The organism is Rathayibacter sp. AY2B7 (assembly GCF_002931635.1).
Lineage (GTDB): Bacteria > Actinomycetota > Actinomycetes > Actinomycetales > Microbacteriaceae > Rathayibacter.
On sequence record NZ_PSUC01000006.1, the window covers coordinates 18,787 to 40,397 of the forward strand.

The window sequence follows — 21,611 nt, forward strand, 5'->3', positions numbered from 1 at the left end:
TTCTTAACCGAAGGGTAACAACGCGCCCTGTTCTCCAGGTTCGCGGTCCCTACGGCCCGGTTCCTCTCAGGAACGCAGCGCGAAGGCGCTCTCGTACAGGCAGACGGAGGCCGCGGTCGCGAGGTTGAGCGACTCCGCCGCCCCGTAGATGGGCACCGCGACCACGCCGTCGACGAGAGCGAGCGACTCGTCCTCGAGGCCGCGCGCCTCGTTGCCGAAGACCCAGACGGTCGGCTGGGCGAGGTCCCCGCGGGCGCGGACGTCGAGCAGGTCCTCCCCCTTCACGTCGGCCGCGACGGAGCGGAGGCCCACCCCGCGGAGCCGGCCCAGCACGTCGGCGAGGTCGGCGCCGACCGCGACCGGGAGGTGGAAGAGCGAGCCGGTCGTGGAGCGCACGACCTTGGGGTTGTAGAGGTCGACCGAGCGGCCGGACAGCACGACCGCGTCAGCACCGGCGGCGTCGGCGGCACGGATGATCGTGCCGAGGTTGCCCGGATCGCGGACCTCCTCGAGCACCGCCACGAGGCGCGGCTCGGAGGCGACGACGTCCTTGAGCGACGTGGGGAACTGACGGCAGACCGCGACGAAGCCCTGCGGAGTGACGGTGTCGGCCATCGCGTCGAGGACGTCCTCGGTCACGTACTCGATCTCCACCTCCGCCTCGGCGGCCGCGGCGACGATCTCGGGGTGCCGCTCCAGAGCGGTCGGAGTCGCGAACGACTCGACGATCAGCTCCGGGCGGTACTGCAGCGCCTCGGAGAGCGCCTGCGGGCCCTCGAGGAGGAAGAGCCCCGTCTCGAGCCGGGCCGGGCGGCGGGTGAGCTTCGCCACGGAGCGGACACGGGGAGAGCGGGGGTTGTCGAGCATGCGGCGAGCCTATCGGCGCGGTGATCGCCGCCCCCGCAGACACGGCGCGGGAGGGCCCGCGGACGACGGAGGGGGCCGCGACCTCTCGGTCGCGACCCCCTCCGGGAAGCCGTGCTGACTACGCTGCGGCCTTGGGCGCCGAGGTGTCGGCGGGCAGCGCGCTCTTCGCGGTCGCGACGAGCGAGGCGAACGTGGCCGGCTCGGTGATCGCGAGGTCCGCGAGGATGCGGCGGTCGACCTGGACGCCGGCCAGGGCGAGGCCCTGGATGAAGCGGTTGTAGGTCAGGCCGTTCGCGCGGGACGCGGCGTTGATGCGCTGGATCCAGAGACGACGGAACTCGCCCTTCTTGGCGCGGCGGTCGCGGTACGAGTAGACGAGGGAGTGGGTGACCTGCTCCTTCGCCTTGCGGTAGAGGCGTGACCGCTGGCCGCGGTAGCCCGAGGCGCGCTCGAGGATGACGCGACGCTTCTTGTGGGCGTTGACGGCCCTCTTCACTCTTGCCATTGCTGTTTCTTCCTATCGATCCGTGTCGGCTGAGTAGCGACCACGCGGCGCAGCGGGCTGCGCCGGCGGTGGGCTACAGACCGAGAAGCTTCTTGGCGACCTTGGCGTCCTGCGGGGCGAGGACCTGGTCCTGGTTGAGGCGGCGCGTGCGAACGCTGGACTTGGACTCCAGGTTGTGGCGCATGCCGGCCTGCTGCTTCATGACCTTGCCGGAGCCGGTCACCTTGAAGCGCTTCTTGGCACCCGAGTGGGTCTTCATCTTGGGCATGTTCTCTCCTTGTGAACGTCACTCCGCGCTCGGCGGGGCGAAACCGGTGCCCCGCGAGCGGGGCGTCCACCGGCCCCGAGGCCGGGGCGGCGAAGTACTAGACGGACTCGGCCTCGGCCGTGTCCTCGGGGGTGTTGGCCTCGCGACGAGCGGCGCGGACCGCATTGGCCTCGGCCTTCGCCTCGGACTTGTTCTTCAGCGGGCCGATGACCATCACCATGTTGCGACCGTCGATGGTCGGGGTGGACTCGACCTGGCCGAACTCGGCGACGTCCTCCGCGAAGCGCTGGAGCAGGCGGACGCCCATCTCGGGGCGCGACTGCTCGCGACCGCGGAAGAGGATCATCGCCTTGACCTTGTCGCCGGCCTTCAGGAAGCCCTCGGCGCGCTTGCGCTTGGTCTCGTAGTCGTGCTTGTCGATCTTCAGGCGGAAACGGACCTCTTTGAGGATCGTGTTCGCCTGGTTGCGACGGGCTTCCTTGAGCTTCTGAGCCTGCTCGTACTTGAACTTCCCGTAGTCCATGATCTTGGCCACGGGCGGCTTGGAGTTGGGGGCGACCTCGACCAGGTCCAGGTCTGCGTCCTGCGCGAGTCGCAGGGCGACCTCGATCTTGACGACGCCGACCTGTTCTCCTGCGGGACCCACGAGGCGGACCTCGGGGACGCGGATACGGTCGTTGGTACGGGGATCGCTGATTGCGTTTCTCCTCTGATCTCGGTGAGTGCAGCTGCGCTGCCGGAGTCTTCTCCAGCGCACCCGAGAGAGGTGATCGTCCCGTCCACGTCGTACCTGCAGCACGGCGCTCGCACCCTGTGACGCGGTTCCCGAGGCGGACCTCGAGAGCCGCAGCCCTGCCTCCGGTGGTCTGACGACCCTCGGGGGCGGAGTGCTTCTGACCCGGTAACCTTGTGAAGCGGTCAAGCGCGGGTGGGAGAATCTCCACTTTCGAACCGAGGACATGCCTCGGAGCCCGGACTACCATAGCAGACCGGCGGCCCGCCCGACAGACCGGATCCGGCCGCCCCTCGATCCTCTGCTCCGGCGGCCGCGCCCCTCCACCACGGACGACGAACGAAGGACCCATGGCCCAGTACGACGACGACTACACGCGACGATTCGGCGAGGACGGCGGAGCCTCCGACGTAGAGGCCGCGCGCGACATCGCGGAGGTCCCGGCGGTGGAGATCATCACCACCGCCGCCGTGCACCTGATGAGCGCGGCCGCCGTCAAGTGCGGGCTCGCCGACGAGCCCGGAGCGCAGGTCGACCTCGACGAGGCGCGCAAGCTCATCAACGCGCTCGCGGGCCTGGTCACGGCCGGGGCGCCCGACATCAGCGACATGCACGCCCGGAGCCTGCGCGACGGCCTCCGCACCCTCCAGCTCGCGTTCCGCGAGGCGTCCCCCATCGCCGACCCGATCGGCAAGGGCCCGGGCGAGAAGTGGACCGGCCCGGTCACCTGATCGGGAGTCAGCGGGCGGCGGCGAGCTGCAGCGTCATCGAGTCGACGCGCTGCGCGACGGTCTCGTCGGCCGCCCACCGCTCCCCCAATCGCGCGACGAGGGCGCCGAGCGCGTCCTGATCGAGCCCCGGGCGCAGGCTCAGGACCACCACGAGCTCGGGGCCCGCGAGGCGCTGCTCCGGATCTCCCGCGCGCACCTCGAGCGAGGCGACCGCCCGCTCCCCGTCCGCAGCCGCGCGGAGAGCCAGGAGCACCTCCGCATCGGCGGGGGCCGGCCGCCAGTCGCCGCCCTCCGCGATCGCCCAGAGGGCCGGGCGCCGGACCGCGAACTCCCGCTCGGACGCGGGATCGAGGACCATCACCTCGGTGCCCTCCGCGACGGCCGCCAGGGCCGCGCGGCGCCCGTCGACAGGGACGGGACGGGCGGCCGGGTCCCATCGGCGCATGCTCTCGACGCCGCTGAAGACGGGGAGCACCGTGCGGCCGTCGGGTCCGGCGACCGTGACGATCGCGAGCTCCTGCGTCTTGTCCGCCCGGAGTCCCCCGACCCCCTCGGCCTCCTCGCCGAGGCGGGCGACCAGCGGGATGAGCAGGCGGGACGTGCGGAGCGCGTCGACCACGGCCTCCGGGCCGCGAGTGCCGCGGGCGAAGGACTCGAGCGCGGCGACCAGCGCCTCCGGGGCGCTCCCGTCGTCCTCCGGCGCTGCGCTCGGCTCGAAGTGCCGGCCCGCCCAGGGGGTGCCGGCCGAGTCGGTCAGATGCGCCGGGAGCGGGCGGGGCTCACTCGGATGCGACATCCAGGGCCTCCGCGAGCGTGAACGCGCCCGCGTACAGCGCCTTGCCGACGATCGCGCCCTCGAGCCCCTGGGGCACGAGGTCGCGCAGAGCGGCGATGTCGTCGAGGTTCGAGATGCCGCCCGAAGCGATCACGGGGCGGTGGGTGCGGGCCATGACCTGCTCGAGGAGCTCGAGGTTCGGGCCCTTGAGCGTGCCGTCCTTCGTGACGTCGGTGACGACGTAGCGGGTGCAGCCGGCCTCCTCCAGGCGGTCGAGGACCTGCCAGAGGTCGCCGCCCTCCTTGGTCCAGCCGCGCGCGGCGAGCGTGGTGCCCCGGACGTCGAGCCCGACGGCGATCTGGTCGCCGTACTGCGCGATGACGCTCGCGGCCCACTCGGGGTTCTCGAGCGCCGCGGTTCCGAGGTTGATGCGCTTCGCGCCGGCGCTCAGCGCGGACTCGAGGCTGCGGTCGTCGCGGATCCCGCCGGAGAGCTCGACGTTCACGCCCTTCACCTGCCGGATGACCTTCTTCATGATGCCGTGGTTGTCGCCGCGGCCGAAGGCGGCGTCGAGGTCGACGAGGTGGATCCACTCCGCGCCCTGGTCGGCCCAGTCGCCCGCGGCGTCGATCGGGTCGCCGTAGTTGGTCTCGGTCCCGGCCTCGCCCTGCGTGAGCCGCACGGCCCTGCCGCCCGCCACGTCGATCGCGGGCAGGAGGACCAGGCCCGGGGCCTTGGTGAACTCGCTCATCGTCATCCTCAGTCTCGGAGCCGGTGCCGGCCCCTGGAGGCGCCGACCACCGGCCGATCCTAGTTCGTGCGGAGGGTGCCCAGCCAATTGGCCAGCAGCCGGAGCCCGGCGGCCCCCGACTTCTCGGGGTGGAACTGAGTGGCCGAGAGCGGCCCGTTCTCGACCGCGGCGATGAAGGGGCCTCCGTGATCGGCCCAGGTGACCGCGGGACGCGGGAACGGGGGCATCACGTCGAGCGACCACTCGCGCGCGCCGTAGGAGTGCACGAAGTAGAAGCGCTCCTCGGCGATGCCGTCGAAGAGCACCGAGCCCTCGGGAGCGGAGACGGTGTTCCAGCCCATGTGCGGGACGACCTCGGCCGGGAGGAGGTCGACCGTCCCCGGCCACTCGCCCAGGCCCTCGCTCTCGACCCCGCGCTCGACGCCGCGCTCGAAGAGCACCTGCATCCCGACGCAGATGCCCAGGACGGGGCGCCCGCCGGCGAGGCGCTTCTCGATGATCTCGCCGCCGCGGGCGCGGGTCAGCGCCGACATCACGGCATCGAAGGCGCCGACGCCGGGCACGAGGAGGCCGTCCGCCTCCAGCGCCCGCTGCCGGTCCCCCGTCAGCTCGACATCGGCCCCGGCGAGCTCGAGCGCCTTGACGGCGGAGTGCACGTTCCCCGAGCCGTAGTCGTAGACCACGACGGAGGGGCGGGCCGCACTCACAGCGCGCCCTTCGTCGACGGCACGCCGGAGACGAGCGGATCGAGGGTCTTGGCCTGACGGAAGGCGCGGGCGAACGCCTTGAACTCCGCTTCGGCGATGTGGTGCGGGTCCCTGCCGCCGAGCACCGTGACGTGCACGGTGAGGCCGGCGTTGAAGGCGATCGCCTCGAAGACGTGGCGCACCATCGACCCGGTGAAGTGGCCGCCGATCAGGTGCAGCGCGAAGCCCTCCGGCTCGCCGGTGTGCACGAGGTAGGGGCGCCCCGAGATGTCGACGACGGCCTGCACGAGCGCCTCGTCGAGGGGGACGAGCGCGTCGCCGAAGCGGGAGATCCCGGCCTTGTCGCCGAGCGCCTGACGGATGGCCGTGCCGAGGACGATGCCGATGTCCTCCGCGGTGTGGTGGATGTCGATCTCGATGTCGCCGCGGGCCCGGACGCGCAGATCCGTGAGCGAGTGCTTCGCGAACGCCGTCAGCAGATGGTCGAAGAAGGGCACGCCGGTCTCCAGATCGGCGACGCCCGTGCCGTCGAGGTCGAGGGAGAGCTCGATGCTCGACTCGCTGGTGGCACGGCTGAGGGAGGCGGTGCGCCCGGGTGCGGCGCTCGGGGAGGTCATGCCTCCCAGTCTATTCGCGCCGCGTCACCGCCCCCGGGCGGAGCTCACTCGCGCGAGAGCGCCACCGCGGGGTCGGCTGAGGGGGCGGGGAGGGAGGCGAGCGCCTCGAGGAACGCGGTCGTCTCCTCCTCGGTGCCGGCGCTGACGCGGAGGTGGTTCGGGATGCCGACGTCGCGGATGAGGACACCGCGGGCGAGCAGGCCCTCGAACACGGCGGCCGGATCCGCGACGCCGCCGAAGAGGACGAAGTTGCTGCCGGTCGCGTACGGGCGGTAGCCGAGGGCGCGCAGGCCGTCGATCATCCGGTCGCGCTGCACGATGATCTCGCCGACCATGGAGAGCATCTCGTCGGCGTGAGCGAGGGCGGCGGTCGCGGCGGCCTGGGTGAGGGCCGACAGATGGTACGGGAGGCGGACGAGACGGAGCGCGTCGATCACCGCGGGGTCGGCGGCGAGGTAGCCCAGGCGGACGCCGGCGAAGGCGAAGGCCTTGCTCATGGTGCGGGACACGAGCAGGCGCGGTCGCCCGGGGAGGAGGCTCAGCGCGGTGGGCGCGCCCCTGCCCGCGAACTCGGCGTACGCCTCGTCGACGACGACGATGCCGTCGGTCGCGTCGTAGACCGCCTCGATCACGGCGAGGTCGAGCGGCGTCCCGGTCGGGTTGTTCGGAGCGCAGAGAAAGACGATGTCGGGCCGGGCCCGGCGCACCTGCTCCGCGGCGTACTCGGCTCCGATCTCGAACTCCGCCTCGCGCGGAGCGGGGATCCACTCCGTTCCGCTCCCCGACGCGAGGATCGAGTACATCGAATAGGTGGGCGCGAACCCCAGCAGCGAGCGCCCGGGGCCGCCGAACGCCTGAAGGACGTGCTGGAGCACCTCGTTCGATCCGTTCGCAGCCCACACGCCGTCCGCGGTGAGCCCGTGACTGAGGTAGCCGGCGAGGGAGTCTCGCAGCTCTCGGAACTCGCGGTCGGGGTACCGGTTGACGGTGCGCAGCGCCTCCGAGACCCGCCCGACGATGTCGGCGATCACGTCGTCCGGGACCGGGTGGGTGTTCTCGTTGACGTTGAGGGCGACGGGCACGACCGCCTGGGGTGCGCCGTACGGGTGCTTGCCTCGGAGGTCGTCGCGGAGGGGCAGGTCGTCGAGAGTCGTCACCAGGGAATGGTAGCGAAGCGCACGTCGCGGACGACCGGGCAGCCCGGCTCAGCGAGCGGTGTCGTACTCGGCCGGAACCGCGAGGCGCTGCCCGGGCTCGACGCCCGCGCTCGAGAGCTGGTTGAGGGAGAGGATGTCGTCGACCACGTCGCGCGGGTCCGCCTGCGGGGCGAGCTCCTCGGCGAGCGACCAGAGCGACTCGCCCGCGTGGACGGTGACGTACTGGAACTCGACCGCAGCGGCGTCGCTCGATGCGACCGCTCCACCGCCGTTGAGCCCGAAGGCGAAGGCGCCTGCCACGATCGGCAGGGCCCCCAGAGCGGCCACCACGGCGCGGCCGCGGCGCGTGAGGCGCAGCCGGGTGCGGACGATCCGCGCTTCGCCGAACGCGTTCATCGGCTCGGGAGCGGACGGCAGGACCTCGACGGGCCGAGCCGCGGACGAGCGCTGGAGCGGGCGGGAGGTGAGCTGTGCGGTCATGGGATCGCTCCTTTCAACAGGGATTCGGGGAGGCCCTCGGCCGGGAGGGCCGCCCCGAACGCCTGTACCGAACATATCTTCGAACGACGGAGCGGTCAAGGGACCGTTCCGGCGGATCCGCGGGCGGACTCGCGCGCGACACACTCGAACGAATGTTCCGAGTCGGGAGTTCCGGCGGATACAGTTTCGAGAGCCTGGTCGTAGTACAGCAGCGACCACCGACATTCCTTGTCGGGTCGCGACCGGGCGGGCGCGCACGCGGCGTGCGCACCGGGAAGAGGGAGCATCGTGAGCGACGCGCAGATGGCCGGGACCCCGGCCGCCAAGACGAAGGCGGCCGCAGGCCGGCGCCGGAAGAGCCTGAGCGCCAAGCAGCTCGCGATCCTCGACGCGATCCAGCGCTCGGTGTCGAGCCGCGGCTACCCGCCGAGCATGCGCGAGATCGGCGACGCGGTCGGCCTCGCCTCGCTGTCGAGCGTCACCCACCAGCTCAACCAGCTCGAGCTCAGCGGCTACCTGCGCCGCGACCCGAACCGGCCCCGCGCCCTCGAGATCCTCATCGACGTCCCCAGCTCGACGGAGGACGACGGGTCGTTCGAGTCGACCGCGACGGTCGGCGACGCGGCGATGGTCCCCCTCGTCGGCCGGATCGCGGCGGGCGTGCCGATCATGGCCGACCAGCAGATCGACGAGGTGTTCCCGCTTCCCCGGCAGCTCGTCGGCAAGGGCGAGCTCTTCATGCTCAAGGTCGTCGGCGAGTCGATGATCGACGCCGCGATCTGCGACGGCGACTGGGTCGTGGTCCGCTCGCAGCGCACCGCCGAGAACGGCGAGATCGTGGCGGCCATGCTCGACGGCGAGGCCACCGTCAAGGTGCTGCGCCAGCGCGACGGCCACACCTGGCTGCTGCCCCGCAACTCCAACTTCGAGCCGATCCTCGGCGACGAGGCAGAGGTGCTCGGGAAGATCGTGGCGGTCCTCCGCTCGGTCTGACTCCGGGCATGCTGGAGGGGCCCGACCGGCGTGCAGCCGGCCGGGCCCCTCCTGCATTCGACGGGCACCGGCGATCGGGGCGCGCGCCCCTCCGTCGCGGTCACGGGAAGGCGGAGGAGGGCCGCCGACACCCCGTCGCCGAACCCTCCGGCCGCCGCCGCCGGTCGGTGGTGCGGGACGCCGCATCCCCTCCCGGATGCGCCGAGCGCCCGCCTCCCGGACGGGGAGACGGGCGCTCGGGTGGTGGCGATCAGGCCTGGACGGCCGCGCGCGGAACCGCGAACTCGGTGAGCGAGCCCGCCAGATCGGCGTGCACGAGGGCGACCACGTGGGTGCCGCCCTCGACGTACTGCGTCGACAGGATCCGGCCGCTGCGGTGCAGGTGCGAGATCACGTCGCCCCGGTCGTACGGCACGAGCAGGTCGATCTCGACGTCCGGCTCGGGCAGGATCTCGGCGATCCGCGCCTCCAGCTCGTCGATGCCCTCGCCGCTGCGCGCCGACACGAAGACCGCGTCGGGAGCGAGACCGCGCAGCACCAGCCGCGTGCCCTCGTCCACCAGATCGACCTTGTTGAAGGCGATGATCTCGGGGATGCTGCGGGCGCCCACCTCGCCGATCACGTCGCGCACGGTGGCGATCTGCCCGGCCGGATCGGGGTGGGAGGCGTCCACGACGTGGACGATCACATCGGAGTCCGCGACCTCCTCGAGCGTGGACCGGAAGGCTTCGACGAGCTGGTGCGGAAGCGCTCGCACGAAGCCGACCGTGTCGGCGAGCGTGTAGAGGCGCCCGTCCTTCGTCTGGGCCTTGCGGACGGTGGCGTCGAGGGTCGCGAAGAGCGAGTTCTCGACGAGGACGCCCGCGTGCGTCATCCGGTTCAGCAGGCTCGACTTGCCGGCGTTCGTGTACCCCGCGATCGCCACCGAGGGGACGGCGTTGCGCTTGCGGTTGGCGCGCTTGGCCTCGCGGGCGGGCTTCATCGCCGTGATCTGCTTGCGCAGGCGCGCCATGCGGGTGTGGATGCGGCGACGATCGAGCTCGATCTTCGTCTCACCCGGACCGCGCGAACCCATCCCGGCCCCCGCGCCCACCTGACCGCCGGCCTGGCGGGACATCGACTCGCCCCAGCCGCGCAGTCGCGGGAGCAGGTACTCGAGCTGCGCGAGCTCGACCTGCGCCTTGCCCTCGCGGCTCTTCGCGTGCTGGCTGAAGATGTCGAGGATCACCGCGGTGCGGTCGATCACCTTGACCTTCACCACGTCCTCCAGCGCGCGGCGCTGGCTCGGTGCGAGCTCGGTGTCGGCGACGACCGTGTCCGCGCCGAGGGCCGCGACGAGCCCCGCGAGCTCCTGAGCCTTGCCCTTGCCGAGGTAGGTGCTCGGATCGGGGTGCGGGCGGCGCTGGAGCAGGCCGTCGAGGACCGTCGCTCCCGCCGTCTCCGCGAGCGCGGCGAGCTCGTGCAACGAGTTCTCCGCGTCCTCCAGCGAGTTCTGCGAGTACACGCCGATGAGCACGACGTTCTCCAGGCGCAGCTGGCGGTACTCGACCTCCGTGACGTCCTCGAGCTCGGTCGAGAGGCCGGCGACGCGTCGCAGCGCCTGCCGATCGTCGCGGTCGAACTGCTCGCCGTCGCTGTTCTCGCCCTCGTGGCCGGCGCTCTGCAGCGCCTGGGCTCCACCCGCGACGAAGCGCGAGTACCCCGCCGAACGCGACTGCGCGTTCGCCAGGACCCTCGAGACGACGTCCACGGCCTCGGTCGTGTCGGTCTCGTTCAGGTCTTCCGTCATCCGGATAACACTAACTCCTCAGGTCTTGATAGGTTCACTTCTCATGGCCGCCGAGCACTACTTCTCGAGTACTCCCGACGGCGACCTCCGGCCCCGCAGGATCCAGGCCCGCCTGGCCGGCCGCGACCTCGAGGTCACGACGGCAGGAGGGGTGTTCAGCCCCGGTCACGTCGATCTCGGCACGCGCGTCCTGCTGGACGCGGTGCCCGACGCCCCCGCTGACGGGGACCTGCTGGACCTCGGCTGCGGCTGGGGCCCGATCGCCCTCGCGCTCGCCCTCGCCTCCCCCGACGCCCGGGTGTGGGCGGTCGACGTCAACCAGCGGGCGCTCGAGCTGGTCCGTCGCAACTGCGAGGAACTCGGCGTCCTCAATGTCAACGCCGTGCTGCCCGAGGATGTTCCCGACGACGTCCGCTTCCGCACGGTGTGGTCGAACCCGCCGATCCGCATCGGCAAGGAGGAGCTGCACCTCCTGCTCGAGCGCTGGCTGCCGCGGCTCGAGGAGGGCGCGGACGCCTGGCTCGTCGTGCAGCGCAACCTCGGCTCCGACTCGCTCCAGACCTGGCTCGGCGCCGCGTTCGCCGGGCGGCTCGACGTGGAGCGCGTCTCCTCGGCGAAGGGCTTCCGCGTGCTCCGGACGACCCGCCTGGCCTGACCGGGTCCTCAGTCGATCCGGATCGTCCCGGTGAAGACGAGGTCGGCCGGGCCGGAGAGCCCGACGTGCTCGCCCTCCTCCGCCGCGAACATCGTCACGCCGAGCGTGCCGCCCGGGACCTCCACGCGCCAGGCCTGCGGAGCGCGGGCTCCCGCCCAGTAGCGCACCGCCAGTGCCGCCGCCGCGGCACCCGTGCCGCAGCTCAGGGTCTCGCCGCTGCCGCGCTCGTGCACGCGCATCCGGATCCGCCCGATCCCGTCGTGGACCAGGGGCTCGCCGGGAACCACGAACTCGACGTTCGCGCCGTCCTCGGGCTCCGGGTCGAGCTGCGGGATGTAGGAGAGGTCGGCGGAGTCGAGCTCCTCGTCGTTGCTGAGGGCGACGACCACGTGCGGATTGCCGAGGTCGATCCCGAGACCGGGGCGCGCGACCTTGAGCTCCTTCGCCCGCACCAGGGGCTCGCCGCCCGCCAGTTCCCAGCGGCCGAGGTCGACCTGGAACCCGGCACCGCTGCGGGTGACGTCGCGGACGCCGGCGCGGGTGCCGATCGGCAGGGTGTCGCCGGGCTCGAGCGTCGCGAGGCCGCCAGCGAGCAGGAACGCGGCGTAGACGCGGATGCCGTTGCCGCACATCTCGGCGATCGAGCCGTCGGCGTTGCGGTAGTCCATGAACCACTCCGCCTCGCTCTCCTCGGCCAGGGCCGCGGCGCCCTCCGGGATCGCGCGCGAGCGGACGGCACGGATGACGCCGTCGGCGCCGACGCCGAAGTGGCGGTCGCAGATCATCGCGATCTGCGCGGGCGAGAGGTCGACCTCACCGTCCGGGTCGCTGAAGAGCACGAAGTCGTTGCCGGTGCCCTGGCCCTTGGTGAAGTGCAGCTCGATCGTCATGGCGCACAGCCTAGCGAGGAGCCGGAGCGGCGGCCTGGGCGGCGGCGTGCGCCCGCGACACCAGGTCCGGCGCGTCGTACGGGAGCCGGTGGGCGCCGGCGTAGCGCCGGAACCAGCTGTTCTGCCGGCGTGCATAGCGGCGCGTGAGCGCCTGCGTCGCCGCGATCGCCTCCTCCTCGCGGAGGACGCCGGCACGCTGGGCGAGCGCCTGGGCGTACCCGATGGCCCGCCCGGCGGTGACGCCGCGCTCCAGGCCGAGGGGGACGAGCCGCTCGACCTCGTCGAGCATCCCGGCCGCCCACATCCGCTCCACCCGCCGGTCGAGGCGCTGCACCAGCTCCTCCCGCGGAGCCTCGAGGAACAGGATCGAGGCGGGGCGCCACGGAACCGGCGCGTCGGACATCAGCGCGCTGTGCGTACTCCCGCCGGTGAGCTCCGCGATCTCGAGCGCGCGGACGATGCGCCGGGCGTTGTGCGGACCGATCCGCTCGGCCACTCCGGCGTCGATCCGGCGCAGCCGCTCGACGAGGGCGCCCAGGCCCTCCCGCTCGGCGGTCTCCTCGAGCCGGCGCCGGACGGCCGGGTCGGTGCCCGCGAACGAGAACTCGAAGACGACGCTGGAGACGTACAGGCCGGAGCCTCCGACCAGGATCGGCGTCGCCCCGCGCGCCAGCACGCTCTCGATCACGCGCCGCGCCTCGCTCTGGTAGCGGGCGACCGACGCCTCCTCCGTCACGTCGAGGACGTCGAGCAGCTGGTGCGGGACGCCCCGCCGCTCGTCGGCGGGCAGCTTCGCGGTGCCGATGTCCATCCCGCGGTAGAGCTGCATCGCGTCGGCGTTCACGATCTCAGCGGCGCCGCCGTCCTGCCGGATCGCCTCGGCGAGATCGAGCGAGAGGTCGGACTTGCCCGTGCCGGTCGCGCCGACGACCGCGATCAGCTCCGGCGCGGTATCGGGGGCTCCGGTCTCAGCGCTCGCCATCGAGGGCGTCGTAGATCGGCGTCGTCAGCGTGCCGGCGTCGCGCACGCGCAGTGACGGCAGGCCCAGCGAGACCCGGGGCGCCCCGCTCGCGCCCGGGGCGGCCGGAACTCCGCAGGACTCGGTCTGCGCCCGGTCCCAGGCGTCGCCCGCGCGGGTGCGGCGGATGCGGAGCGGCGCGCCGTCGGGCGAGTCCGCCAGGAGGTAGAAGGGCGCGGCACGGGTGACCCAGACCGAGACCACGTCTCCGGGACGCGGCTGCTCGGAGCCCTCGGGCACGTCGAAGTGCACCAGACGGCTGTCCTCGGCGCGTCCGCTCAGCCGGTGCGTCTCCGTGTCGCGGCGGCCCTCGCCGGTCGCGACGAGGACCTCGACCTCTCGGCCGACGACCGTGCGGTTCTCCTGCTCGCTGATCGCGTCCTGCAGGGCGACGAGCCGCTCGTAGCGCTCCTGGACGACCGCCTTGGGGATCTGGTCGGGCAGCGTCGCGGCCGGGGTGCCGGGCCGGATGGAGTACTGGAAGGTGAAGGCGGAGGCGAAGCGGGCCGCCTCGACCACCCGCAGGGTCTCCTGGAAGTCGGCCTCCGTCTCGCCGGGGAAGCCCACGATGATGTCGGTGCTGATCGCCGCGTGCGGGATGCGATCGCGCACCCGGTCGAGGATCCCGAGGAACTTCTCGGAGCGGTAGGAGCGGCGCATCGCTTTGAGGACGCGGTCGGAGCCGGACTGGAGCGGCATGTGCAGCTGCGGCATCACCGCCGGCGTCTCGGCCATGGCGTCGATCACGTCGTCGGTGAAGGCCGCGGGATGGGGGCTCGTGAAGCGGATCCGCTCGAGCCCGTCGATGGTGCCCGCCGCGCGGAGCAGCTTCGAGAACGCCTGGCGATCGCCGAACTCGACGCCGTAGGAGTTCACGTTCTGGCCGAGAAGGGTGACCTCGATCGCGCCGTCGTCCACGAGCGCCTGGATCTCGGCGAGCACGTCGCCGGGACGCCGGTCCTTCTCCTTGCCGCGGAGCGAGGGGACGATGCAGAAGGTGCAGGTGTTGTTGCAGCCGACCGAGATCGAGACCCAGCCGCTGTAGGTCGAGTCGCGCTTCGTGGGGAGCGTGGAGGGGAAGACATCGAGCGACTCGAGGATCTCGAGCTGCGCCTCGTCGTTGTGGCGGGCGCGCTCGAGCAGGCTAGGGAGGGCGCCCATGTTGTGCGTGCCGAAGACCACGTCGACCCACGGGGCACGGTCGAGGATGACGTTCTTGTCCTTCTGCGCGAGACAGCCGCCGACCGCGATCTGCATCCCCTCGTGTCGGCGCTTCACCGACGCGAGGTGGCCGAGGTTGCCGTAGAGCTTGTTGTCGGCGTTCTCGCGCACCGCGCAGGTGTTGATGACGACGACGTCGGCCTCGGCTCCATCGGCGGACACGTAGCCCGCCGCCTCGAGCGAACCGCTCAGCCGCTCGGAGTCGTGCACGTTCATCTGGCACCCGAACGTACGGACCTCGTAGGTCCTCGGCCGGGTCTCGGCGACGGGCGACGGGGCGGTACCGAGCGTGCTCATGGTGTGGGATTCTACGCTCCGGTCGGACCGCTCCCGGCCCGCCGTGTCAGCGGAAGCGGACGCTCGACCCCGGCTTGCGGATCGTCTCGCGGACGACGCGCTGCACGAGTCCGCCGGCGTAGCCGCGGCGCGCGAGGAATCCCGTGAGCCGGCGCTCGGCGACCTCGTCGGAGAGCGAGCGCAGGCTCGGCAGGCGCTTGCGCGCGAGCTCGAGTGCCGTGCGGTACTCGTCGTCGCCGTCCAGCTCGTCGAGCGCTGACGCGATCGCCTCGGGGTCGATCTTCCGCGCGCGCAGCTCCTGCTGGATGGAGGAGCGGCCGAGCTTCTTGCGGTCACGGAGCGAGACGACCAGCTGCTCCGCCATGCGGAGGTCGTCGAGGTAGCCGAAGCGCGTGAAGCGCTCGAGGATCTCGAGGGCGTCCCTCTCGGCGACGCCCTCCGTGTAGAGGCGCGCCTCGACCTCGGCGACCGAGAGGCTCTTGCGGGAGAGCCCCCGTACGATCCGATCCGCGACCTGCTCGGGATCGATCTCCTCCGGGATCTCGATCGCGTCGTCGTCGTCCTCGTCGTCCGCGTTCTCGACGAACGCCGGCGCGCGCCGGGCGACATGAGCCGAGAGCTCGGCGATCCGCTCGGAGGCCGGAGACGCGGCGCCCCCGACGGCGGAGCCTTCCAACTCGCCTGCGGCCGCCCCGGGAGCACTGGTACGCGGCGTTCCGGCTCCGGACGGATCCGGAAGCGACCCGGCCCCGTCGGCGTCCGGCGCCGCCGGAGCCCAGCCGTCGTCGCCCGCCGCACCCCGGTCGACCCAGGGCAGGAAGGCCACGGGGCGGCCCTTCGCCCCCTCCGCGGCCTTCTCCGCCACGGGCTAGGCGCCCTTGCGCACGGGCTGCTTGGTCTCGATCGCGACCGGCGCGGCCTCGACGGCCGCGTTCGGGTCGACGATCACGCCGAGCTTGACCAGGATGCGCTTCTCGATCTCGGCGGCCACATCGGGGTTGTCGATGAGGAACTGGCGCGCCTTCTCCTTGCCCTGGCCGAGCTGGTCGCCGTCGTAGGTGTACCAGGCGCCCGACTTGCGGACGATCTCGTGCTCGACGCCGAAGTCGATCAGGCTGCCCTCGCGGGAGATGCCGACGCCGTAGAGGATGTCGAACTCGGCCTGCTTGAAGGGCGGCGCCATCTTGTTCTTCACGACCTTGACGCGGGTGCGGTTGCCGACCGCGTCGGTGCCGTCCTTCAGCGTCTCGATGCGGCGGATGTCGAGGCGGACCGACGCGTAGAACTTGAGCGCCTTGCCGCCCGCCGTGGTCTCGGGGCTTCCGAAGAAGACGCCGATCTTCTCGCGCAGCTGGTTGATGAAGATCATCGTGGTGTTCGTGGTGTTCAGTCCGCCGGTCAGCTTGCGCAGCGCCTGGGACATGAGGCGGGCCTGCAGGCCGACGTGGGAGTCGCCCATCTCGCCCTCGATCTCGGCACGCGGCACGAGGGCCGCGACGGAGTCGATCACGATGAGGTCGATCGAGCCCGAGCGCACGAGCATGTCGGCGATCTCGAGCGCCTGCTCTCCGGTGTCGGGCTGCGACACGAGGAGGGAGTCGATGTCGACGCCGAGCTTCTTGGCGTACTCGGGGTCGAGCGCGTGCTCCGCGTCGATGAAGGCGGCGATGCCGCCGTTGCGCTGCGCGTTCGCGATCGCGTGCAGCGTGAGGGTGGTCTTTCCGGAGGACTCGGGGCCGTAGATCTCGACGATGCGGCCGCGGGGGAGCCCGCCGATCCCGAGCGCGACGTCGAGCGCGATCGAACCGGTCTGGATCACCTCGACGGGAGCGCGGTCGTCGCTTCCGAGGCGCATGACGGCGCCTTTGCCGAACTGGCGGTCGATCTGGGCGAGTGCGGTCTCGAGGGACTTCTCGCGGTCGGAGGAACTGGGCATGGCCGTCTCGCTCTCGTGTTCGTGGTGGTGTCGCCTACAGGCTGTCGCGACATGCCGGTGACTGTCGGAGTGACAGTGCCGGCCGGCTGCGACAAGGCGGTGAAGCAGGTCCGTTCAGGTGTCTCCGACGGTACGCCCGACCACCGACATCGGGGCCGAGCGAGAGCGACTCCGTGGAGACGGGGCCGTTCCTGCTTCTGTGGAGGAGCCTAGACCCGTTCGAACACGGATTCGAGCACCAGCCGTCGGCGTGTCGAACACGGCTTCGGCGCCGGGAGCGTCAACGGTGGCGCTTCCGCGGATCCACGCCGTGCCACCGGGCCTCCGGGACGTCGTTGGCGCGGCAGAGCGCGAGCCAGACCTCGCGCGGCTCCGCTCCGTCCGCGAGGGCGCGCTCGGCGGTGCGGCCCCCGAGCTCGGTCAGCACGAGGTCCGAGACCAGGACACGGGCGTAGGCGCCGCCGAACTCGTCGTCCACCAGCTGCCGGAACTCGCTCAAGCGCATGCGTCCACGGTAGCCGCTGCCCGGAGGCCGCACTCCCCCGGGAACGCCGAAGGGCGCCCGGCCGGAGCCTGGGCGCCCTTCGCGTGGAACGGGTGCGGTGAGTGGAGGGGACGGGATCCGACTACTGCGTGACGAGGTCCGCGTCGAAGCCGGCGACCATGTCGGCCGGGATGGTGTCGGGGATGGTGTCGATGCCCTCGATGACGGCGAGACGATCGCCGACCTCGCGCATGATCACCGAGATGGGGGTGTCGAGGGCGTCGGCGACAGAGGCGAGGATCTCCGAGGAGGCCTCCTTCTGACCGCGTTCGACCTCGCTCAGGTAGCCGAGCGCAACGCTCGCCTTGCTCGCCACCTGACGGAGCGTACGACCTTTCTGCAGGCGAAAGTCCCTGAGGACATCGCCGATCTCCTGACGAACTAGAACCACTGGACCCTCCTTCTCCACGTCAACCGCATGTCGTGCACCTGCACCGCGAGCACGAGCGCCGGAGATTCCGGAGCGGGTGATCGGGGGGCTGGGACGAGAGAACCGGATAGCTGTTCACTACCCGGTTCGTATGGTGTCGACTCTAATACCGGATGACTGGACTTTGCGTGTGAGCGACACCAGTTGTAACCGGGCCGCAATGCGGCGCATTCCGATTCCCGAAGGGCCCCGGCTGGGTATCCGCCTCATGGGCCGCGGGAGATCAGCTCCGCGCCGAGGGCGAGAGCCGCGTCGACCGAGGCGGCGCGGATCGCGGCGCGGTCTCCGTCGAACCGGTGCTCACGGACGAGCTCGTCCTCGCCGAGGACGGCCGCCACGAAGACGGTGCCGACGGCCGCATCCCCCTGCGGATCCGGACCGGCGACCCCCGTCGTCGCCAGGCCGAGCGTCGGACGCCCGTCGGCTGCGAGCCGCGAGGACGCTCCGCGCGCCATCTGCACGGCGACTCCGGGATCGACGGGACCCCGCTCGCCGAGGACGCGCGCGTCGACCCCGAGGAGCCGGTCCTTGAGGTCGGTGGCATAGCTCACCACTCCCCCGCGGTACACGGCGGAGGCGCCGGGCACCTCCACGAGGGCGGAGCTGAGCGCGCCGCCGGTGAGCGACTCCGCGACGGCGAGGTCGACACCCCGCCGCCGGAGCTCGGCGATCAGCTGCGCGGCCGTCACCGCGTCGACCGGGCGGCCCGGCTCTGGCGGGCGGCGTCGGCGAGGTAGTCGATCCCGGTGGCGACCGTGAGCACCACCGCGGCCGTCATCGTGATGCCGTTCAGCCAGTGGACCCACTCGCCGAGGACGGCCCAGAGCGGCAGCAGAGCGAGGGAGATCGCGATCGACTGCACGATCGTCTTGAGCTTGCCGCCCCGCGACGCGGGGATCACCCGGTCCGAGAGCACGGCCATCCGGAAGACGGTGATGCCGATCTCGCGCACCAGGATGACGATCGTCACCCACCACGGCAGCTCCGCGAGGATCGAGAGCCCGACGAGCGCCGCGCCGGTCAGCACCTTGTCGGCGATCGGATCCAGGAGCTTGCCGAGATCGGTCACGAGGCCCCGGCTCCGGGCGATGTGCCCGTCGATGCCGTCCGTGGCGATCGCGACGATGAAGAGGAGCGCCGCGGCGATCCGGATCCCGCCGTCCTGCCCCCCGTCGGCCAGCAGGAGCCAGAAGAAGACGGGCGCCAGCAGGATCCGGACGACCGTGATCGCGTTCGGCAGGTTCCAGTTGCCCGACGCGGCCGGAGCCGGTGCGGTGGGGTGGGTCATCGTGCTCCGCCGTTCCTCGCAGTGCGGGCGACCGGGACGGTCACTCGCGTCCCGTCAGCGTCCAGGCGTCCTCGCCGGACCCCTCGTCGTCGTCGTGGTAGTCGGTGGCGGCGGGCCCCGTCGGCTCGGCCAGCGGATCCGCGTACGGGTCCGGGGCGACCGAGGACGGCGCGGCCGGCCCCTCGCCCGGGTCCTCGCCGCGCATCCGCGCGAGGACGCCCGGCAGCTGCTCGGCGGTGACCAGCACGTCGCGGGCCTTCGACCCCTCGGAGGGGCCGACGACCTCGCGCGACTCGAGCAGGTCCATCAGCCGCCCGGCCTTGGCGAAGCCGACGCGGAGCTTGCGCTGCAGCATCGAGGTCGAGCCGAACTGCGTGCTGACGACGAGCTCGGCCGCCGCGACCAGCAGCTCGAGGTCGTCCCCGATGTCGGAGTCGATCTCCTTGCGCTGCGCCTGCACGGTGATGTCCTGGCGGTACTCGGGCTGCGCCTGACGGGTGACGTGCTCGACGACCTTCGCGATCTCGTCCTCGCGGACCCAGGCGCCCTGGACGCGCATCGGCTTGTTGGTGCCCATGGGGAGGAAGAGGCCGTCGCCCTGCCCGATGAGCTTGTCGGCTCCCGGCTGGTCGAGGATGACCCGCGAGTCGGTCACGCTGGTCACCGCGAAGGCGAGGCGGCTGGGCACGTTGGCCTTGATGAGGCCGGTCACCACGTCGACGCTCGGCCGCTGCGTGGCCAGCACGAGGTGGATGCCCGAGGCGCGCGCGAGCTGGGTGATGCGCACGATCGAGTCCTCGACGTCGCGCGGGGCGACCATCATCAGGTCGGCGAGCTCGTCGACCACCACGAGGAGGTACGGGTACGGCTTGAGGACGCGGCTGCTGCCCGCCGGGAGCTTGATCTCGTCCGCGCGGACGGCCGCGTTGAAGTCGTCGATGTGACGGAACCCGAACGACGCCAGGTCGTCGTAGCGCATGTCCATCTCCTTCACGACCCACTGCAGCGCCTCGGCGGCCTTCTTGGGATTCGTGATGATCGGAGTGATCAGGTGCGGCACTCCGCCGTAGATGGTGAGCTCCACGCGCTTGGGGTCGATCAGGACCATGCGCACGTCCTGCGGGCGCGCGCGCATCAGCAGGCTCGTGATCATCGAGTTGACGAAGCTGGACTTGCCGGAGCCGGTGGAGCCGGCGACCAGGAGATGCGGCATCTTGGCGAGGTTCGCCACGACGTAGCCGCCCTCGACGTCCTTGCCGACGCCGATGGTCATCGGGTGCGTGGACGTCGTCGAGGCCGGCGAGCGGAGGACGTCGCCCAGCGAGACGATCTCGCGGTCCGTGTTGGGGATCTCGACGCCGATCGCGCTCTTGCCCGGGATCGGGGAGAGGATCCGGACCTCGTTGCTGGCGACGGCGTAGGAGAGGTTCTTGCTGAGCGCGGTGACGCGCTCGACCTTGACGCCGGGGCCGAGCTCGATCTCGTAGCGGGTGACGGTCGGGCCGCGGGAGAAGCCGGTGACCGTCGCGTCCACGTTGAACTGCTGCAGCACCTCGGTGATGGCGCGGACCATCTCGTCGTTGGCCGCCGAGCGCGCCTTGGAGGGCGTGCCCGTCGAGAGGGCGGCCGCCGAGGGGAGGCGGTACGGCGCGTCGTCCTCGAACGAGGAGTCGAAGCCGGCGGTCGGGTCCTCCTCGGCGAGGGGCGCGATCGGGCCGGTCTCGATGACGGGCGGGATCGGGACGGCGGGCGCCACGTCGAGGCGGTCGAGCCGGATGACCTCGGTCGCGTCGTCGTCGACCACACCGGTCGCGCCGCGGGGAGCGCCCGTCTGCTCGAAGCGGGCGAGCGCGGCCTCGGCGGTCTCGGCCTCGGCCAGCACCTCGGTGGCGTAGGAGCGGGTCGGCGGGTGGGCCTCGTCGTCGCGCTCCTCGAGCGCGGTGTCGAAGCCCTTCGCGCGGCCGCGGGCGGGAGCGGTGCCCTCGAGCACCTCGGTGAAGGAGTCGATCGGGAGCTCGGTCTGCACGGTCGGCTCGTCCTCGCGCCCGGACTCGGTGCGCCGCCACCAGGGCAGCTCTCCGCCGTCCTGCTGCGCGTCCTCCTCCTGCTCGGCCTCCGCCTTCGCCGCGGCCTTGGCGGCGGCCCGCTCGGCCTTGAGGCGGGCGCGCTCCTCGTCGTCGAGCACGGGGGCACCGAAGAGGTAGCCGTAGAGCTCCCGCGAGCGCGCGCCGATGCGGTTCGGCGGGGTCTTGGTGATGATGAACAGCGACAGCAGGATCACGAGCGACAGCAGCACGGTCGCGCCGGGGACGGTGGCGATCGCCGCGAGCGGAGCGCCTACCAGCCAGCCGAGGACGCCTCCCGCTGCCGCCATGGTCTCGATGCCCTGGCCGGGCTGCGGCAGGCCGAGGTGCGCGTGGCAGATGCCGGCGGAGGCGACGAGCAGCGTGATGACGCCCACGCCGATCCGTCCGTTGTCGTCGACGGACCGGGGGTGCCGGAAGAGCCAGAGGGAGAAGAGGAGCAGGACGACCGGCAGCACGTAGGCGACACGGCCGAAGAAGCCGCCGAAGCTCCACGCGTCGAGCACCAGGGCGACCGGGTCGGTCGCGAGGAACCACTCGACGACCGCGCCCGCGACGGCCAGCAGCAGCAGCAGGAAGGGGACGCCGTCGCGGCGCTCCTCCTTCGCCAGCCGCTCGGGACCGAGGGCGCGCGCGGCGCCGCCCGCGAGGTGGGCCAGCGCCATCCAGAGCCGCACCGCGGGGTTGGTGCGCGGGGCGGACTCGAAGGCCACCGTCTTCGTCTCGGCGGCCGCCTTGCCCGAGCCCCGGCCGGATCGCGGCGCGCCGGAGCGCGGAGTCGCGCTGCCGCGCCCGCGCGAGGTCGTCTTGGTACTGGTCGCCATGAGGCCACCGTACCCGCCGCCCCCGTCAGGGCCGGTGACCCGCGCCGCGA

24 protein-coding genes are annotated in these 21,611 nt (G+C 71.9%); 3 read left to right on the top strand and 21 right to left on the bottom strand.

What is annotated here, in order from left to right; translation table 11 throughout:
- Window positions 1-66 precede the first annotated feature (66 nt).
- The 4 genes from C5C27_RS02205 to infC all read right to left on the bottom strand — a co-directional run bounded on the left by C5C27_RS02205 (window position 67) and on the right by infC (window position 2,286).
- On the bottom strand, window positions 67-867 hold the full coding sequence (locus tag C5C27_RS02205) for an RNA methyltransferase (protein ID WP_104224488.1): 801 nt from the start codon (window positions 865-867) through the stop codon (window positions 67-69).
- Between the two features lie 118 nt (window positions 868-985).
- Entirely contained in the window at window positions 986-1,372 is a 387-nt protein-coding gene (gene rplT, locus C5C27_RS02210) for a 50S ribosomal protein L20 (protein WP_104224487.1), read from the bottom strand.
- Window positions 1,373-1,445: 73 nt separating this feature from the next.
- Window positions 1,446-1,640: a 50S ribosomal protein L35 gene (rpmI, locus tag C5C27_RS02215; RefSeq protein ID WP_055793295.1), complete on the bottom strand. Its 195-nt coding sequence runs from the start codon at window positions 1,638-1,640 to the stop codon at window positions 1,446-1,448.
- 97 nt (window positions 1,641-1,737) lie between these two features.
- Window positions 1,738-2,286, bottom strand: a complete 549-nt coding sequence (gene infC / locus C5C27_RS02220) for a translation initiation factor IF-3 (protein ID WP_374952931.1) — start codon at window positions 2,284-2,286, stop codon at window positions 1,738-1,740.
- 437 nt (window positions 2,287-2,723) lie between these two features.
- Here infC and C5C27_RS02225 point away from each other — a divergent pair, with 437 nt between their 5' ends.
- A complete protein-coding gene (locus tag C5C27_RS02225; RefSeq protein ID WP_104313470.1) occupies window positions 2,724-3,104 on the top strand; it encodes a DUF1844 domain-containing protein in 381 nt (126 codons plus the stop codon).
- A 7-nt stretch (window positions 3,105-3,111) separates the two neighbouring features.
- On the opposite strand, the gene C5C27_RS02230 is transcribed toward C5C27_RS02225, so the two are convergent.
- From C5C27_RS02230 to C5C27_RS02255, 6 genes are read right to left on the bottom strand one after another with little or no spacing between them, the layout of a single operon-like run.
- Window positions 3,112-3,900 carry an SseB family protein gene (locus tag C5C27_RS02230; RefSeq protein WP_104313472.1) on the bottom strand — a complete coding sequence of 263 codons (789 nt, stop codon included), beginning with the start codon at window positions 3,898-3,900 and terminating at the stop codon, window positions 3,112-3,114.
- Window positions 3,884-4,630, bottom strand: a complete 747-nt coding sequence (priA, locus tag C5C27_RS02235) for a bifunctional 1-(5-phosphoribosyl)-5-((5-phosphoribosylamino)methylideneamino)imidazole-4-carboxamide isomerase/phosphoribosylanthranilate isomerase PriA (protein WP_104224506.1) — start codon at window positions 4,628-4,630, stop codon at window positions 3,884-3,886. Before priA ends, C5C27_RS02230 begins: the two co-directional genes overlap by 17 nt.
- A 59-nt stretch (window positions 4,631-4,689) precedes the next feature.
- Entirely contained in the window at window positions 4,690-5,337 is a 648-nt protein-coding gene (gene hisH, locus C5C27_RS02240) for an imidazole glycerol phosphate synthase subunit HisH (protein ID WP_104313474.1), read from the bottom strand.
- Window positions 5,334-5,954: an imidazoleglycerol-phosphate dehydratase HisB gene (gene hisB / locus C5C27_RS02245; protein ID WP_104238636.1), complete on the bottom strand. Its 621-nt coding sequence runs from the start codon at window positions 5,952-5,954 to the stop codon at window positions 5,334-5,336. The genes hisH and hisB overlap by 4 nt, the downstream gene beginning before the upstream one ends.
- Before the next feature lie 44 nt (window positions 5,955-5,998).
- A complete protein-coding gene (locus C5C27_RS02250; RefSeq protein WP_104313476.1) occupies window positions 5,999-7,114 on the bottom strand; it encodes a histidinol-phosphate transaminase in 1,116 nt (371 codons plus the stop codon).
- A 45-nt stretch (window positions 7,115-7,159) separates the two neighbouring features.
- On the bottom strand, window positions 7,160-7,591 hold the full coding sequence (locus C5C27_RS02255) for a LysM peptidoglycan-binding domain-containing protein (protein ID WP_308470901.1): 432 nt from the start codon (window positions 7,589-7,591) through the stop codon (window positions 7,160-7,162).
- Between the two features lie 303 nt (window positions 7,592-7,894).
- Between C5C27_RS02255 and lexA the strand changes: the two genes are divergently transcribed.
- A complete protein-coding gene (gene lexA, locus C5C27_RS02260) occupies window positions 7,895-8,584 on the top strand; it encodes a transcriptional repressor LexA (protein ID WP_104313523.1) in 690 nt (229 codons plus the stop codon).
- A gap of 250 nt (window positions 8,585-8,834) precedes the next feature.
- Here lexA and hflX read toward each other — a convergent pair whose 3' ends face one another.
- Entirely contained in the window at window positions 8,835-10,373 is a 1,539-nt protein-coding gene (hflX, locus tag C5C27_RS02265) for a GTPase HflX (RefSeq protein WP_104313478.1), read from the bottom strand.
- Between the two features lie 43 nt (window positions 10,374-10,416).
- Between hflX and C5C27_RS02270 the strand changes: the two genes are divergently transcribed.
- Window positions 10,417-11,028, top strand: coding sequence for a class I SAM-dependent methyltransferase (locus C5C27_RS02270; protein ID WP_104224480.1), 612 nt, complete (start codon window positions 10,417-10,419; stop codon window positions 11,026-11,028).
- Window positions 11,029-11,036: 8 nt separating this feature from the next.
- On the opposite strand, the gene dapF is transcribed toward C5C27_RS02270, so the two are convergent.
- The 10 genes from dapF to C5C27_RS02320 form a co-directional block, all read right to left on the bottom strand.
- Window positions 11,037-11,918 carry a diaminopimelate epimerase gene (gene dapF, locus C5C27_RS02275; RefSeq protein WP_104313480.1) on the bottom strand — a complete coding sequence of 294 codons (882 nt, stop codon included), beginning with the start codon at window positions 11,916-11,918 and terminating at the stop codon, window positions 11,037-11,039.
- Window positions 11,919-11,928: 10 nt separating this feature from the next.
- Window positions 11,929-12,900, bottom strand: coding sequence for a tRNA (adenosine(37)-N6)-dimethylallyltransferase MiaA (gene miaA / locus C5C27_RS02280; protein WP_104313482.1), 972 nt, complete (start codon window positions 12,898-12,900; stop codon window positions 11,929-11,931).
- Complete coding sequence (gene miaB / locus C5C27_RS02285) at window positions 12,887-14,455, bottom strand: tRNA (N6-isopentenyl adenosine(37)-C2)-methylthiotransferase MiaB (protein WP_104313484.1); 1,569 nt, start codon at window positions 14,453-14,455, stop codon at window positions 12,887-12,889. The genes miaA and miaB overlap by 14 nt, the downstream gene beginning before the upstream one ends.
- Before the next feature lie 46 nt (window positions 14,456-14,501).
- Complete coding sequence (locus C5C27_RS02290; RefSeq protein ID WP_104313486.1) at window positions 14,502-15,320, bottom strand: regulatory protein RecX; 819 nt, start codon at window positions 15,318-15,320, stop codon at window positions 14,502-14,504.
- 3 nt (window positions 15,321-15,323) lie between these two features.
- Window positions 15,324-16,391 carry a recombinase RecA gene (gene recA / locus C5C27_RS02295; RefSeq protein WP_104224475.1) on the bottom strand — a complete coding sequence of 356 codons (1,068 nt, stop codon included), beginning with the start codon at window positions 16,389-16,391 and terminating at the stop codon, window positions 15,324-15,326.
- Between the two features lie 280 nt (window positions 16,392-16,671).
- Window positions 16,672-16,896 carry a DUF3046 domain-containing protein gene (locus tag C5C27_RS02300; protein WP_104224474.1) on the bottom strand — a complete coding sequence of 75 codons (225 nt, stop codon included), beginning with the start codon at window positions 16,894-16,896 and terminating at the stop codon, window positions 16,672-16,674.
- A 121-nt stretch (window positions 16,897-17,017) separates the two neighbouring features.
- Window positions 17,018-17,326, bottom strand: a complete 309-nt coding sequence (locus C5C27_RS02305) for a helix-turn-helix domain-containing protein (RefSeq protein ID WP_068207524.1) — start codon at window positions 17,324-17,326, stop codon at window positions 17,018-17,020.
- 245 nt (window positions 17,327-17,571) lie between these two features.
- On the bottom strand, window positions 17,572-18,054 hold the full coding sequence (locus C5C27_RS02310) for a CinA family protein (RefSeq protein ID WP_104313488.1): 483 nt from the start codon (window positions 18,052-18,054) through the stop codon (window positions 17,572-17,574).
- On the bottom strand, window positions 18,051-18,653 hold the full coding sequence (gene pgsA / locus C5C27_RS02315; protein WP_104226303.1) for a CDP-diacylglycerol--glycerol-3-phosphate 3-phosphatidyltransferase: 603 nt from the start codon (window positions 18,651-18,653) through the stop codon (window positions 18,051-18,053). Before pgsA ends, C5C27_RS02310 begins: the two co-directional genes overlap by 4 nt.
- Before the next feature lie 40 nt (window positions 18,654-18,693).
- Window positions 18,694-21,561, bottom strand: a complete 2,868-nt coding sequence (locus tag C5C27_RS02320; protein ID WP_104313490.1) for a DNA translocase FtsK — start codon at window positions 21,559-21,561, stop codon at window positions 18,694-18,696.
- Window positions 21,562-21,611: the final 50 nt, after the last annotated feature.